10 protein-coding genes and 1 tRNA gene are annotated in these 15760 nt (G+C 62.3%); 4 read left to right on the forward strand and 7 right to left on the reverse strand.

Features of this window, described 5'->3' with window-relative positions; all coding sequences use genetic code 11:
* Positions 1 to 38: 38 nt before the first annotated feature.
* Positions 39 to 1004 (forward strand): PaaX family transcriptional regulator, encoded by a 966-nt coding sequence (locus ACW5CM_RS06140; protein WP_457124495.1) that lies wholly within the window; start codon positions 39 to 41, stop codon positions 1002 to 1004.
* Between the two features lie 1073 nt (positions 1005 to 2077).
* Here ACW5CM_RS06140 and ACW5CM_RS06145 read toward each other — a convergent pair.
* From ACW5CM_RS06145 to ACW5CM_RS06175, 7 genes are all read right to left on the reverse strand, one after another.
* Positions 2078 to 4081: an alpha-L-arabinofuranosidase family protein gene (locus ACW5CM_RS06145; protein ID WP_457124496.1), complete on the reverse strand. Its 2004-nt coding sequence runs from the start codon at positions 4079 to 4081 to the stop codon at positions 2078 to 2080.
* Between the two features lie 69 nt (positions 4082 to 4150).
* The gene (locus ACW5CM_RS06150; RefSeq protein WP_457124497.1) at positions 4151 to 6703 is read right to left on the reverse strand and encodes a family 78 glycoside hydrolase catalytic domain; all 2553 of its coding nucleotides are present in this window, start codon (positions 6701 to 6703) and stop codon (positions 4151 to 4153) included.
* On the reverse strand, positions 6700 to 9141 hold the full coding sequence (locus ACW5CM_RS06155; RefSeq protein ID WP_457124498.1) for a glycoside hydrolase family 3 C-terminal domain-containing protein: 2442 nt from the start codon (positions 9139 to 9141) through the stop codon (positions 6700 to 6702). The genes ACW5CM_RS06150 and ACW5CM_RS06155 overlap by 4 nt, the downstream gene beginning before the upstream one ends.
* A gap of 2 nt (positions 9142 to 9143) precedes the next feature.
* Positions 9144 to 10448: an MFS transporter gene (locus ACW5CM_RS06160; RefSeq protein WP_457124499.1), complete on the reverse strand. Its 1305-nt coding sequence runs from the start codon at positions 10446 to 10448 to the stop codon at positions 9144 to 9146.
* 84 nt (positions 10449 to 10532) lie between these two features.
* Positions 10533 to 11531 (reverse strand): LacI family DNA-binding transcriptional regulator, encoded by a 999-nt coding sequence (locus ACW5CM_RS06165; protein ID WP_457124500.1) that lies wholly within the window; start codon positions 11529 to 11531, stop codon positions 10533 to 10535.
* Between the two features lie 495 nt (positions 11532 to 12026).
* Positions 12027 to 12117: transfer RNA gene (locus ACW5CM_RS06170), tRNA-Ser, on the reverse strand.
* A gap of 109 nt (positions 12118 to 12226) precedes the next feature.
* Entirely contained in the window at positions 12227 to 13234 is a 1008-nt protein-coding gene (locus tag ACW5CM_RS06175) for a LacI family DNA-binding transcriptional regulator (RefSeq protein WP_457124501.1), read from the reverse strand.
* Between the two features lie 117 nt (positions 13235 to 13351).
* On the opposite strand from ACW5CM_RS06175, the gene ACW5CM_RS06180 reads away from it, so the two are divergent.
* Genes ACW5CM_RS06180 through ACW5CM_RS06190 form a run of 3 tightly spaced genes read left to right on the forward strand, consistent with a single transcriptional unit; the run spans position 13352 to position 15760 of the window.
* Positions 13352 to 13723 carry an L-rhamnose mutarotase gene (locus ACW5CM_RS06180; protein WP_457124502.1) on the forward strand — a complete coding sequence of 124 codons (372 nt, stop codon included), beginning with the start codon at positions 13352 to 13354 and terminating at the stop codon, positions 13721 to 13723.
* Positions 13720 to 14883, forward strand: a complete 1164-nt coding sequence (rhaI, locus tag ACW5CM_RS06185; protein ID WP_438253040.1) for an L-rhamnose isomerase — start codon at positions 13720 to 13722, stop codon at positions 14881 to 14883. The genes ACW5CM_RS06180 and rhaI overlap by 4 nt, the downstream gene beginning before the upstream one ends.
* A gap of 4 nt (positions 14884 to 14887) precedes the next feature.
* Positions 14888 to 15760 carry an alpha/beta hydrolase gene (locus tag ACW5CM_RS06190; protein ID WP_457124503.1) on the forward strand — a complete coding sequence of 291 codons (873 nt, stop codon included), beginning with the start codon at positions 14888 to 14890 and terminating at the stop codon, positions 15758 to 15760.

A 15760-nucleotide genomic window follows, 5' to 3' on the forward strand; every position in this document is an offset into this window, starting at 1 on the left:
GAGAAACGACCCACGAACGAGGACAACCGAGGAACCCGATGGCGGCGACACCAAAAGGCACCGACAGCGATGCGAGCGCCCCCCGGTGGCAGTCGGGCAACAACCCGCAGCACCTACTCGTCACGATCCTCGGCGACTATTGGATCGGGCAACGCGAGCATTTCCCGACCGCCGCGCTGATACGTCTCGTCGGTGACCTCGGCGTATCGGCCGACAGCGGTCGCATGTCACTCGGACGTCTGGCGCGGCGCAACGTGCTGCAAACACAAAAGACCGGTCGGCGGACCGCATACCGGTTCACGGACGCGATCATCCCCGGCGCATATATGGTCGGCCGAGCCATCGCTTCCTACGGCGCCAGTTCCGAATGGTCCGGGGAGTGGACGCTGTGCGCCTTTTCCCTCCCTGATGCGCGCAAGGAAACGCGGCGTCAGTTGCGGTCACGTCTGCGCATGCTCGGGTTTGCTCCCGTATACGACGGGCTCTGGGCATCGCCGCTGCGGCGCACGAATGCAGCACGAGCTCTGCTCGATGAGCTCGACGTAGAGAGCGGCTCCGTTTTCACTGCGGTCGAGAACCCTCGGGACGGTCACTCCCCGCTTTCGATCGGGCAGGGCTTGGAAGACATTCGAGTTCAGCTGGAGGGCTTCACGGAACGATGGCTCCCTTCGCAGGAGAGGTCCGCCGAGTTCTCTCCCTCCGAAAGCTTCATCGCCCGGACTTCGATGACACACGAGTTCCGACGATTGATCAGCCTCGACCCCAATCTGCCGGACGTCACGCTCTCGGACGCATGGGGCAAGTCACGGGTTCGCGCCAGAGAGATCTTTCACTCGATCTACGTCGAAACCGCCGAGAAAGCGACTGAACACGTCAGTGCGGTAGTTGCGGAATCAGCGCCGAGCCTTGCGCCGCTGGTGCACACCCACCTGCCCTCGGATTTCCTCACGGTTCCGGCCGGCAGTGTCGCCTGCGCGTTGTGCAGCCCTTCAGGGTCAGGCTAGCTAGGCCGCCACCGTGCCTATCCCCGTGCAAGCACGGCCGTCTTCCTAATCACGCCACAGAGACGACGTAGCACAGGCACGGCGCGCTGAACTGTCAGGTCGACCTTTGGTGTGCGCGACACGGGTCGAACATGCAGTGACACGAGCCCGCGGAACCCCGCTTAGTCGGACGGTCACGGTTCACTGGGACCGCTGAGGTGGTCCCTGATCCCGGAACGGATCCCGTCCGCGCCCACCACGAGATCTTCGACCGCGAGCTCCCCCTTGCTGAACAGACGCGCCGCGTCGCCGCATCGATCATCATCGATGCTTACGCAACGGCGCTCCGATCGGGCGGACCTGGAGATGTCTAACACGGACCCACTTCGCTCTGATCCAGGGTAATTCCGCCCAGCCTGACGCATGCAGCCGCTGCACGCGATGAATCCTGCCTGACAGACGAACTAGCGGTGCTACGGTCGCGCCCCAAGTTTCGCTACACCTCAATCAACAGATCGAAGTCAAGGCAGGATCCAGCGCCCGTTCGCTTGATCGCACAATCGAGAATGAAGACATCGTCGACAAGATATTCCAGCTGTTGCTCTGCCGTTTCATCAGGCGGGTTGCCCGCTAGTCGGGCCCCGCGCCGATGGACGCGGAGACGGAGGGACGAAGCCCCTCCGTCTCCTCACGGCTTATTAGGGCGAAAAGGCACGTGAACAGGGCTTTCATGCGCGGCGACCAGTCGAATCCGGGGCCTTTTGCCCACAATCCCGTGGGCAATTTGACGCAAACCGAGTGCAGAGCGTTTATAAAATAGCTTCTGACCAGGGATTTTATGGCGGAGACGGAGGGATTTGAACCCCATCTTTTGAATCCGGTTTCGACCCGATTCAGTCAGAAACCCCGGATCTACGCGGTTTCAGGATTTGAACGATCTGGGCTCAGCCCGTCTCAGCGGGGTTGGTTCTTATTCAGTTTGACGCAAATTGTGGGCACGGATCCTGGCTCTCGCGAACGCCTCACCCTGCAGTGCCTCAATCAAGTCTGCAGTGAGGATGCTTGCCGCGAGACGACCGCGTATCGTCACGTCCTCAGGTGGTCGGCGCAGCCCTGGTTGCGACCAGTGAAGCTATGGATTGAGCCACCACCTCGATGCGAACTCGTCCGTCGCGAACACGCACCAAGGCATCCGACGGTGACAGCGCTGACTCGCCTGCTCCCTCAAACGTCAGAGAGTTCGCTGCGCCGAGCTCAGCCGAAAGCCGGGTGACGACATACTCTCCATCTGAGACGGCCGGAAGTACCAGATCAGCGACGGCCGGCGAGTTCGTCGTGTTCACGATCTTGACGTACTGCCGGTCAGACGTCGCGGTGCTGGAGACGAAAACGCCCTGCGGCGGTTCAGACACGACGGGAACAACGGTCTCTCCAATAGTGTTCCCGAATAGCCTCTGCACCTCGTAGTTGACTGTCGGCATGACGGTCTCGGGGTTGAAATCGATCAAGTTATGTGGCCACAGTCGTGAACCGACATTGTTGAGCAGGGGTGCGTACGAGGTCATCGCTATGACATCGGAATTGCGCTCAACTCCGGTGAGAAAAGCCGCCTCGGCGAGCGCACTCTCGAAAGTGTTTGGCTCAGTTTTTGCGGTGACCGACTTGGCGGCATACTCGCCAACAAAGACCTGGGCGCCTTCTCGGTCGATCTTGTCGTAGCGATCAGCATGAGAGAGAAACCAGGCCGGCGACTTGTAGAAGTGCTCATCCACGATGAGAGGACCCTCTTGCCCTCTCGCGAACTCCCAGGTGGCGTCGAACGCCTTCCCCTGCGCGAAGGGTCCAGCGCTGAGGATCGGGACGATCTCAGGATTGCGGCGGCGAACTGCTTCCCTGATTTTCGCGTAGTTCTCGAAATAGTGCGTACCGTAATTCTCGTTCCCTATCCCGAGGTACTTCAGAGGGAACGGCTCCGGATGTCCGGCCTCCGCCCGCAGTGCGGCCCATGGGCTATCGGCAGGATCCCCTGTCGCCCAGTCGATGAGGTCGAGCACGTCCTGGCGAACATGGTCAAAGTCGGGGTCGTTGTGTCGGATGCAGTCCCTGCTGCGGAACTGGCAGCTGATTCCCGCGGGGACGATCGGCATCGGCTCCATACCGAGGTCTTCGCAGAGCAGGAAGAACTCGTAGTAGCCGATCTGGTTGGACTGACTGTAGTCGCCGTCGGCAACTCGAAGGCCCCAAAGGTTGTAGTCCGCTCGGCGTTGGTGAAGCGGACCAACAGTGCGCTTCCAGTCATAGGCGTTGTCGCCGCCCATTCCCTCCACAACGCAGCCGCCGGGGAAGCGCATGAACTTCGGGTTGAGCGCCGCGAGGGTCTCGATGAGGTCGCGTCGGAAGACTCCCTGCGACCATCGAGGATCACCGGCTCCCCAGTGGTCTGCAGGTACCAGCGACACCTCATCGATATCGAGATGCCCCTCACCCTCCAGTTCAATCTCGAAGTGCACACGACCCGTGCGAGAGACAGGGATTGGAAAGGATGCCTGCTGCCAAGCGCCATCACGAGCATCCTCGGCGAGAGTGAAGGGCACTTCTCCCGCGATTGTTCCGTCGGGCTGTACCAGGCGCGCTGATACGCGACCCGAGAAGCGGTGAGAGCGTAGCCACACCGACAAGACCATGTCGACACCGATGGTTGCTGCAATGACCGCGCGGCCTCTTTCACCGGTCGGTTGATACCCACCGTTACGGACGACCGCTCTACCGTCCTCAATTCTCAGGCGCCCAAATCTGGCCTCGGGTGTGATCCCTCCGACGTCCAGCACCTCAAGCGATCCCTTCAGAACCTGCCAGTGCCGCCCCGGATCTCGTGCCACCCGTCCCCGACGTTTGGTCGTCATGGCGATGAGTTCGTTGTGAAGCCGTCGGTCGAGGTATGTTCCGTCGAAGCTGTGGTTGGCGATGACGTTCGCGTTGAGGCCTCCGTCGCACGCCCGGTTGAGGTCTTCGTAGAAGAGCCCGAACAAGGTGGGACTGACCGACGCAGTGCCGAGGGAGGCGTCCGCCAGCACATCAAATCTCTGCCCGTGAGTCACTAGCTCCCCTGTTCACTGGATGATGAAGGCATCCACTGGATCATCCGACCGTATGCCAGCATGGACGAGTTACGCTGCGACGAATTCGCACTGGAACTCGTGGCGCCCACTGGTGCGCACGTGCTCAGTGCCGTCAGGCAACACGATGGTGCACGATGTCGAGACCGGCACCTCCACCGCGAGAGTGAAAACACCGTCGGCGACGCTCCAGTCCGACGACGCCTGCCCATAGGGAGTTGTCACGCTTCCGCGCGCAGATGTGAGCCCCCCACCCATGAGTGGGGCGACTCGGAAGCTGCGGTATCCGCCCTCGACCGGTTCGATGCCCGCCACCCGACGGTACAGCCAGTCGCCCACCGCACCCGCGGCGTAGTGGTTGAAGGACACCATCCCGCCGTCGGAACTGTCGTCTCCCCCGCTAGAGGTGAGGCTCGACGTATTGACGGTGCCATCGGGCCGCAACGCATCCCATCGCTCCCAGATGGTGGTGCCACCGGACTCGACCATGTACAGCCACGACGGGCTCGATGTCTGCTGCAGCAGACGGAACGCGTCATCCACTCGTCCGTTATCAGACAGCGCGAACAGGATGTACGGGGTTCCGGGGAATCCCGTTGCCAGGTGACCATCGGCGTCGTCGATGAGTCGGACAAGATTGTCGGCCATCTGGTCGGTCTCGGCCCCGCTGGTCATCCCGAAGTGCAGGGGAAGTACGTAACCGGTCTGGAACTCCTTGGCGAGCAAGCCATTGCCGTCAGTGAATTTGGCGCGGTACGCAACGATGATCTCCTCGCGGAGCGCCCGATAGCGCGCGGCGTCCTCGGGATTACCGAGCAGGTCAGCGATATCGGCGACGATTCCACAGGAGTTGGCAAAGTATGCGGTGCCGATCCACTTGCCCTTGGCGAGCCAGTCCCGTACCGCACCGTCTGGAGCCGTCCAGTCCCCAAAGTGGAAGGGAAAGCGCCAGATGCGCCGCGCGTTCTTGGTGACCGCGAAGAGGCCCGACCACCAGGAGGCGGCACCGAGGAACTTGGTCATCGTTTCATACTGGTCGCGCAGAAGGTCGAGGTCACCGCGCGCGAGATACTCGGCCCACGGCGCAAGCACACAGACATCACCCCAGCAGGATGTTGCCATCACCGGGAAGCCATTACCCGCGCGAGGCACCACCATAGGGATGCCACCACCGGGGCTCTGCTCGGACTTCAGATCGCGCAGCCACTTGCGCATGAACCTGCTCATGTCGAAGTTGTAAGACGCCGTGGTCGCGAAGACCGCGTAGTCCCCGGTCCAGCCCTCGCGCTCGTCCCGCTGCGGGCAGTCCGTCGGGATGTCCACGAAGTTGGATCGGCCACCCCACTGGATCGCGGACTGCAGCGCATTGATGAGGGGATCCGACGAAGTAAAGGAACCCGTCGCCGCCAGGTCTGAGTGCACCACGAGAGCCGTGAGGTCCAGGTCCTCGGCAGTGATTCCGCTCACGCCAACATAGCGAAATCCCATGTAGGTCAGGCGGGGCGAGTAGGCCTGTTCGCCCTCGACACACGTGTACGTTGCAGTGGCTTTCGCGGTGCGCAACGACTTCACGAACAGTTCGCCGTCGACGAGCACCTCGGCGTGCCGGAAGGTCACGGTCTGTCCGCGCTTTCCCCGGACTATCGCGCTAACGACGCCCGCGAAGTTCTGCCCGAAGTCAAAGATCAGCTCCCCGCTAGCTGCCACGGAGTGGGAGACGGGATGCATCACCTGCTGCGCACGAACCGGCGGGCCGCACTGGGCGACAATCCGCGGAGTCCCCCGCGGCGCGGTGGTGTCTGCCTGCTTCCAACTCTGGCTTTCCTGGCCGACGGTTGCGTCGTATGTCTCGCCGTCGTACCACTCCGCCATCCTGAATGGCCCGTCGGTGCTGACCTGCCAGTCCGGACCGGTCGCGATCACCTCGACAGCCCCATCCGCATACTCCAAGTGAAGCTCGCACAGAAAGGCCTGGCGGTCTGCGTAGATCTTGTTCTTACGCTTGTGGGTATACGAGCCCACAGCCCAGCCTCCGGCGACAGTCGCGGTGAGGGTGTTTTCACCATCACCAAGCCCATCGAGATCGTAGGTTTGGTACTGGATCTGGTTCTCGTAGGAGGTGAACCCCGGGGCGAAATAGTCTGTCCCTACTTTGGCGCCGTTGAGCTCGAGTTCATACACTCCCAGAGCGGTGGCCTCAAGCCAGGCACGTCGCAAGCCGGCGCCGACGACGAAGGTCTTGCGGAACGACATCGGTAGCGGAGATTGCTTCTTGGGTGTCTCATAGGCACGGTCTGTAATCCATTGTCCCGACCAGGGTGTTTCCAATCGTCCGGCGCGGAACGACGTTGTAGCCTCCGCCACGTCTCCGCTCGACCCTGTGGCCGTTACACGTACGAGGTACTCCGTGAAAGGTTTGAGCGGTCCGGCATACACCGTTCCGATCTGCTCGCGCGTTTCTACGCTCCAGCCGTCGGCAGCGATGACGGCTGACTGCAGGTTTTCTCCAGGAGTCTCGGACCCCAACGCAAACGAGATGCGAGGAGTCTCATCCGTGACGAGACCGGAGGCAAGCCCATCGATGGTCAATGACGTGATCTTCATGAACGTGCTTTCTTGCCAAATATCCGGCGCAGGCCGCGGATGGGATGGAACGCAGCAATATCTGCGATGCCTTGGGCGAGGTGAAAGGGAAACTGACCGGATGCCGACATGGCCATGCTTCTCAACGAGTTGAACGGCATCATCCGCAACACGAAGTGCGCGTTCTTGACGCGCGCGTCACGCTCGAGACCGTCGGGCAATGCGAGCGCCGCCCGGTAGTCCTTTTTCATTCGGGACACAACAGTCCCGTACATGATTGCGCCCATGACGGAGTGCCGCGCATCGGTAAGTCGGGTCTCCATCGTGAGGCGACGGGACCGAGAGGGAATCGGAACGTCTCGCCCCAACAGCAGCGAGAAGCTCTCCGGAATCTGCGCCGGCGGCTTCGCATACGCGCGCTCGACCTCGGGGAGGTAGGGAGAGCGTGAGTCGCGGCCCCAAGTAATGCGCAGCGGCGCGGTCGATCGAATGTCGTCGGAGGACGCCGCTATAAGAATTTCGTAGTCGCCGTTTTCGAGAATCCACCCGCGGTCGCGTACATCCCAGTAGGCGAGATCAGACAGCTCAAACGAAAGTGCAGCCTCCACGGTGTCTCCTGCTGGAACCTCGACCCTCGTGAACGCGCGAAGCTCTTTCTCTGCCTTGAATACCTCTCCCGCGTTGTTGCGGACGTACAGCTGCACGACTTCTGCCCCATCGCGGCTCCCGGTGTTTGATACATGGACGCTGACGTCTACGCGGCCGTCCTGCACGCTCACCGCGAGGTCGCCGTAGTCGAACTGGGTGTACGACAGGCCGTGCCCGAAGGGGTAACGAAGCACGGTCTTGGCTTTGTCATAGAAGCGATAACCCACATAGATCGATTCGTAGTACTGGGCTACTGTTCCGTGGTCGAAGTCGGCCGCGGAGCTGGCATCACCCGCGGTAAGAGGCCAGCTTTCGGCGAGCTTGCCTGAGGGGTTTGCTTCCCCGAAGAGGAGGGCAGCAGCGGCTTCTCCTCCGGCCATTCCCGGAAGGTACATATCGAGTACCGCCGCCAGTTCGTCGGCGAACGGCAGCTCGACGGGCGCGCCGGCGAACAACACGAGCACGATCCGAGCACCGGAGTCGAGTAACTGCCGCAGCAGTGCGGTTTGGTTCTCTCCCAGAGCCATCGACTCTCGGTCGAATCCTTCGCTCTCTTCGAGGTCAGTGAGCCCTCCGAAGAACAGCACGGTGCTGGCTGATTTCGCGGCCGCGAGTGCTTCGTTTTCCATCGCCGGATCGCGCTCGGGATACATGCTGCGGTATCCGGTGGCGTAGGTGTAGTCAATGCCACGGTGGTCGAAAGCGCTTTGGGGGCTCACGACCTCGGTCGGGTTGATGAGCGACGAGCCGGCACCCTGGAAACGCATCTGCTTGAACATTTCGCCGACGATGAGCAGCGAGTCGGTGCGCTGGTCGAGGGGCAAGATGCCGTCGTTGGCGAGAAGCACCGCCCCCTCGGTGGCGACCTGCCGGGCGAGCTCGCGGTGCTCCACCGGGTCATGACCGAGTCGCCGGGGTGTGATCGTCGTCCGCTCGACGAGGGTAAGCATGCGGCGCACCGCTTCGTCGAGCACTGCCAGATCGAGGCGTCCGTCTCCGATCGCGGCGATGAGTTGCTCTCCGTTGTGTCCGGTGTCGCCTGGCATGTCGAGCTCGCAGCCCGCTTGTATGCTCTCGATACGGTCATGGGTAGCTCCCCAGTCCGTCATCACGACGCCATCAAACCCCCACTCATCGCGAAGGATGCCGGTGAGCAGATCGCGGTTGTCGGAGCTGAAGACGCCTCCGATCGCGTTGTACGCGCACATCACGGTGTGTGGCTTAGCGTGTGTGACGACGCGTTCAAACTGGCGCAGGTAGATCTCGCGGAGAGCGCGCTCGTCTACCTGACTATCGCCGACGAAACGGAAATTCTCGTTCGAGTTGGCCGCGAAATGCTTGACAGAGGCGGCGATCCCTTCAGACTGAATGCCCTGCACGAAAGCCGCCCCGAGCATCCCAGACACGAGGGGGTCCTCGGAGAAGTACTCGAAGTTGCGGCCACACAAAGGATTGCGTTTGATGTTCACGCCCGGGGCGAGCAGCACATCCACCCCGCTGTCGGCCGATTCGCGACCGATAGCGACCCCGATCAGTCTTGCGTTCTCAGGACTCCACGAGTTTGCGACGGTCGCGGAAGTGGGAAAAGCAGTCGATGGCTCGTTGTCACCGACACCAAACGCTCCTGCCGCAGCCCTCACCTTTCGTACTCCATGCGGCCCATCGGTCAGATAGAGCGCGGGGACGCCGAGCCGCTCGATCGCGGCAGTGTTCCAAAATTCAACACCCTCGAGAATCCCGACCTTCTCGTGGAGAGTCATTGCGGCGAGCGTCTCTTCGACGGAGAGTGCACTTGTAGTGGACGAGGTCATGCTCAACGCACACCTTTCACAAAGCTAGTTGTAACGCCAACGCCAAGGGCGAGCAGCGCTCCGACCAGGAACAAAGCCGTGTAGTTCCCACCAGCGCTGGGCCCAATCAGCAGCAGGGCTGCACCAATAACCGGAGCGATCGCCGTCGACAGGGTCGCCGCAAGGTTGTAGATCGACATCCAGCGCCCTGCTTGTTCCCGATCGGGAATCAGATCGCTCGCCATCGCGACGTCGACCGCACCAAACATGCCGGCAGCACCGAGAATGCACAGTACCGCGGCGAAAAATAGACCAAACCCATCCGCGAATGCCATGAGCGCCAGCCCCGTAGCAGTGAGGCCGGACGCGCCATAGATGAAGGCCTTGCGTCGCTTGAGCCGATCCGAGAGAGTGCCGGAGACGATGGCGAACGTCATGGTGATGAGGATGCCGAGGCCACCCACCACGGCGAGCTGCGCCCCGGCCTGCTCGGCGGTGAATCCGATCCGATCAAGCAGAAAGTACAGCTGGTAGGTGGTGAGAAAGGCCAGCGCGGTCTGCATGAGTAGCTTGCCGAGCCACACCAGTGAAAAGTCGCGGTGCTTACGCGGGTTGAAGACGAGCAGCCGGAAAGTCTGGGCCAGCGAGGTGTGAGGAAGAGTTACGATCGGATCCGAGATGAAGATCATGAAGATCGCACCGACCACGGCGAGCGTGATGACCGGGATGAGGAACATCAGCAGCAGGTTCGTCGTGAAGAGTCCGCCGATCGTGTAACCCAACACTCCGCCCAATTGAGTGGCGACGCCAACGATCGCGCCCATGATTCCCCGCTGAGCCTCAGGTACACGCTCCGCGACGAGCGGCGTAATTGCCGCGGCGTTGCAAGCGCCGCCGAGCGAGACCACGACCCAACCCAGGATCAGCATGGGTACCGAGTCTGAGAGTGCGACGATGGTCGATCCGATCGCGAGCACGATGATGCCGCCGATAAGCCAGGGCCGGCGTCGACCGATTCGCGTGTGGGTGCGGTCACTGAGCACCCCGGCGACCGGCCCAGCGATGAGCCCGACGACGGCACCCACTGTCGCGACCACTCCGAGAAGAGCAGCCTTGTTGCCTGGGTCCAACACGCCGACCTTGTAGGGAAGGCTGAACAACGCAGGCATCATCACGGTTAAGTAGAGGCCGAAGTTCAACAGCCCGAACAAGGTGATGAAGAGTCGACTCACCTTTTTCTGTGGGTCCGGAAGTACCACTTCGACCTGGGTGGATGCACCAGTCTGAGCGGATGCACCCGCTGGGGTGTTTTCGTCGTTGAATGCCATGAGACTCCGATGTCGTGAGACGCGCCACTAGCGCGCGCTACCTAAGGGTACGGGACGCAGCTCACGAGCGCAAAGTACTAGGTACTAGCTAGTCTCCCGGCGCACTAGAACAGCAGTCGCTTCCGGGCCTGCCTGGGGGTAGTCAGAAGCCGTCACACGACTCAGAGCGAGCTCAGCGAGGAATCGCCCTAGACCCGCGGTGTCCACACGAACACTTGAGAGAGCCGGGACCACGAGACGAGCCAGCGGTGTGTCATCGTGGCCGACGATCGCGAGAGTGCCCGGCACGGGCAGACTCGCGCGAATGGCGGCACCGAGAACGAGAGCGCCCACGTCGTCGTTGTACGCCACGATCCCATCGACTCCGTTGTTGACGAGTTCGGCGAGCGTCGATCCGACGGTGGACTCGTTCACTGCGACGCTTGCCACCAAGGGCCGCCCGGTGATGGCACGGTGCGTCTTATCCGCCAGCCCACTGCGCTGTGAAACCAGATCCTGCAGCCTCGGATCAGTTGTCCCCACAAAAGCAATCTGGTGACGGCCGGAGTTCACGAGGTGCTCTACTTGAAGGCTGGGGCCTTCTTCGAAATGGAGCTCACGTCCTAGTTCCAGGGCATCTCTACCGGGGACCAGCGTGTGTGCACCGGTTGCGACAATCGCCGAATGCTGCGCGTCCGAGAGCGGAGCCAACGCGATGACCACCTCGGGACTCAGGCTCTCCCAGAGAGGAACTGCCTGTCCCCCTGGATGCGGCGTCATCGTCACCATCGAGTACCCGGCCCGATCGAGCACCAGCGATGCCTCATCCAAATTTGCCCTCATGCTGTAGTCGACGGGCCAGTCTGGCAACAGGATCAGCACGATGTGACTTCGACCACTTGCGAGGGCACGTGCGGCGGTGTGCGGTTTGTATCCGAGCCGCTGCGCTTCGGCGAACACCCGCCGGCGCGTGGACTCCGGAATGGTCTGCCCCGGGGTGTCGTTGAAAACAAAACCGACGGTAGCGCGGGACAAACCTATTGAACGCGCGACATCAGCCGCTGTGACCCGTTTGGACGGAAACTTTTTGTCAACACCTGACACCGCCGTGCTCCTCTCCACTTGAGCACATTATCCCCTGAGCAACGACTGCATCGCGAAGAGTCATGACTTGACATCAAACCCGTAGAGCTCCTTCTCCGGCTTGAACACCGTGCTCTCGGAACTGGAAGTCGAGCAGTGGCTTCCCTGTGGCCACGCGCGTCGCCGTATCGAACTCGGACAAACTCATCGGACCCAACCGGAAAAGTCCGGCCCACAGTGTGGTGAGCGGCGCTCGAGGCGCGCATCTCGGCTGAAAAGGTAGGTCATCTTTTGCAGAAATAGAACGGCTCCGGGACTTAGGCGCGGGGCGGCGAGAGACCGAGGGAGAAGATCCCTCGGCCTCCGGGCGCGAGGTCATCATTAAAAGCCTTGTGACCAGCGCTGTCGTGCATGCCTACCGAACAGACTGGGCGCCCTGGGTCGACGTCTCCATGGGCAATTTGACGCAAAACGAGTGCAGAGAATTTAGAAAATAGCTTCTGACCAGGGGGATTTTGGCGGAGACGGAGGGATTTGAACCCTCGGTCCCCTTAGAGAGGACTCCACCTTAGCAGGGTGGTGCACTAGGCCACTATGCGACGTCTCCAGGCATCCAGGCCAAAACTCGGATGCGCTCGTCCATCATAACTGGTTCCCACACCAGCGACGAACCGAGCTCGAACCGCACTCGTCAGCAGCCCGATTTGGCCACCAGCTCAGCCGCCAGACGAGCGACGAACCACCAGCTCAGGCCGAAAGCGCACGCGTCGTTCGTACTCGCCGTCCGGGTTCTCGATGACTTTGAGCAGCAGTTCCACTGCAGTGTGCCCAATCTTCTGCGCGGGCTGACGCACGGAGCTCAGCGGCACCACCGTCGCCTCAGCGAAGTCGATGTCGTCGTATCCGATCAAGGCGATATCTTCGGGCACTCGCATGCCGCCGAATATCGAGAGTCCCTGCAGCAGGCCGACGGCGAGCAGATCGTTCGCCGCGAACACACCGTCCGGTCGGTGCGCAGGCTCGCGTCGCGAGATGACCTCTCCGGCAGTTCGCCCGTTGAGCACCGTCAGCGCTGGCATCTCAACCACTTCGAGCGATGCTCCAGGCACCTCGGCGACCGCGCGCCGGGCGCCTTCGAGACGATGCTCAACCTGTGGGATCGAGGCTGGCCCGCCAACAAAAGCGAGCCTCCGCCGCCCCTGCTGCAACAGATGTTCTGTTGCCAGCTGGCCCCCCTCAACGTCATCGACCGACACCGAGCAGAACTGGCTGTTCGGCATTTCATGGTCGACGAGCACGACGGGAACACCGGCGTCACGCAAACGCGCGAGCATCTCGGTAGCAGTCGATGTCGGAGTGATGAGCACACCATTCACCCGCTGCTCCCGAAACAGGTCGATGTACGCCTCTTCTCGAGCGGGATCCTCGTCGCTGTTTCCCAGCAGCACCGACAACCGGTCCTCCTCGGCACGCGCCTCGGCGCCGCGCGCGACCGCAGCAAAGAAGGGGTTACTCGCATCGAGCACGATCATGCCGATGCTGCGGCTTCGCCCGGCCCGTAGTTGTCGAGCGGCATCATTCCTGACGAACCCGAGCTCCTCAATGGCTGCGACAACGCGCGCCACGGTGGCCGGTGCGACTTTATCCGGACGATTCATCACGTTCGAGACCGTGCCGACCGATACACCTGCCGCTATTGCGACATCTCGTACGCTAACCGTCATTCGAAACTCCTCGCATCCATGCTGACGCGAGTGTATCCGGGAACAGCTCTCGCACTTGACGTGACCCGTGAAAACTCCGTAGCATTGTGTGTTGAAACGATTCATGAATGGACGACGATGACCAGTGCCACCCGCTACTGCTTCCAGCTTCAAATCCGCCCCGAGCTGCTCGAAGAGTACCTTGAGCGGCACAGCCCCGTCTGGCCCGAGATGCTGGCCGAGATCGCAGCATCCGGCAGGCGCAACTATTCACTCTTCCTGGGCGAGAGCGGTCGCCTGATCGGCTATTACGAGACCGACGACGACGCTGCCGCTCAGGCGTATCTCGCGCAGTCGGAAGTCGCCACGCGCTGGGAATCCGAGATGGCTCGGTTCTTCGTCGGCCTCGACGGCCGTCCTGATCAGGCCGCGACACCACTCACCGAAGTCTTCAACCTGGCGGAGCAGCTCTCCGCCGCAGCATCCGACAACGAAAGCAGTGCAACATGAGCATCCTCTCCCCTGATCAGCTGACCGAGCTCGAGAAGCAGTCGATCGAACTCCCGTCCTGGGCGTTCGGAAACTCCGGAACCCGCTTCAAGGTGTTCGGCACCCCCGGCACGCCCCGCGACCCGTTCGAGAAGATCGCGGATGCCGCGCAGGTGCACAAGTACACCGCGCTCGCTCCTGTCGTCGCCCTGCACATTCCGTGGGACATGTGCGATTTCGATGATCTGCGCAAGCACGCCGAAGATCACGGCGTTGCCCTCGGCACCGTGAACTCGAACACCTTCCAGGATGACGATTACAAGTTCGGCGCCCTGACCCACGAGGATGCTGCCGTGCGCCGAAAGGCCATCGATCACCACCTCGCGTGCATCGACGTGATGGATGCCACGGGCAGCCGCGACTTGAAGATCTGGCTGGCGGAGGGCTCGAACTACCCGGGCCAGGCCGACATGCGCGGCCGTCAGGACCGCCTCCAGGAGTCACTGCAGCAGATCTACGCGCGCCTCGGCGAGAACCAGCGTCTGGTGTTGGAATACAAGTTCTTCGAGCCCGCTTTTTACCACATGGACGTTCCCGACTGGGGCACCTCGTACGCGCAGGTGAGCGCGCTCGGCGACAAGGCACTCGTCTGCCTCGACACCGGCCACCACGCGCCCGGCACGAACATCGAGTTCATCGTCATGCAGCTGTTGCGCCTCGGCAAGCTCGGCTCGTTCGACTTCAACTCGCGCTTCTACGCTGACGATGACCTGATCGTCGGCGCTGCCGACCCGTTCCAGCTGTTCCGCATCCTCTTCGAGGTCGTCCGCGGCGGCGGGCTCAACAACCCCGATGTGGCCTTCATGCTCGACCAGTGCCACAACGTCGAGGACAAGATCCCCGGTCAGATCCGCTCGGTGCTGAACGTCCAGGAGATGACCGCCCGCGCGCTGCTCGTCAACACGGATGCCCTCACCGCAGCCCAGCGCTCCGGCGACGTTCTCGCGGCCAATGCCGTGATGATGGATGCCTTCTACACCGACGTCCGCCCGGCACTTGCCGAGTGGCGCGAGTCCCGCGGCCTCGCCGCCGACCCGATGGCAGCGTATGCAGCATCCGGATATCAGCAGCAGATCGCTGCCGACCGCGTCGGCGGCGTCCAGGCTGGTTGGGGCGCCTGAGCGCATGAGTCTCCCTGTCGAGGTCGCCGATACGGTCCTGGATGGACCGCACGGTCCGCTCACCGTTCGCACCTACACACCGTCCGATCCCTCGGGTCACGGACTGGTATGGGTGCACGGTGGCGGATTCGCGGGCGGCGACCTCGACATGCCCGAGGCCGACTGGGTCAGCCGCGCCTTCGCACAGCGCGGCATCCTCGTCGTCTCGGTCGACTACCGCCTCGCGCCGGCACCATTGGAGGGGGCACAGGCTTCCGACGACCGCAGCAACGGCGTCCACTATCCCGTCCCCCACGACGAGGTGATCTTCGCCTTCCGCTGGGCCGCGACATCCGGCCTCACAGACGGAGCGTGGGCGATCGGCGGAGCAAGTGCAGGCGCCAACCTCGCCACCGGCGCCGCGTTACGGCTCACGCATGACGGCGGCACCGTTCCTGATCTCGCGGTCCTCGCCTATCCGACGCTGCAGGCCGTGCAGGATGCTCCGGATGCCGCACTGCGCGCGCTGCTCAATGCGGACCCGACCGCCGATCGCTTCCGCCCGGAGACGGTGCTCGGGATGTACGAGAACTACCTCGGCGGTCCGGCTTCTGAGGCCGACGTCTACGCGATCCCCGGCACCGCGACACCCAACCAGCTCGCCGGCTTCCCGGCGACCATCATGATCAACGGCGAGTCCGATGAACTCCGTGTCTCCGGCGAGTTCTTCGCCCGTGCTCTGGCAGAAGCCGGAGTCGACATCGACGTGTCCACTGAGCCCGGCACCACGCACGGTCATCTGAACCGCCCGGAAGAACCAGCAGCAGCGGCATCCATCGACCGCTTCGCCGCACGCATCCAACGACTGTCCACCCCTTCTCTCGCCGCGCGCGAGTGA

It is taken from the genome of Microbacterium wangyouchuni (genome assembly GCF_054072595.1).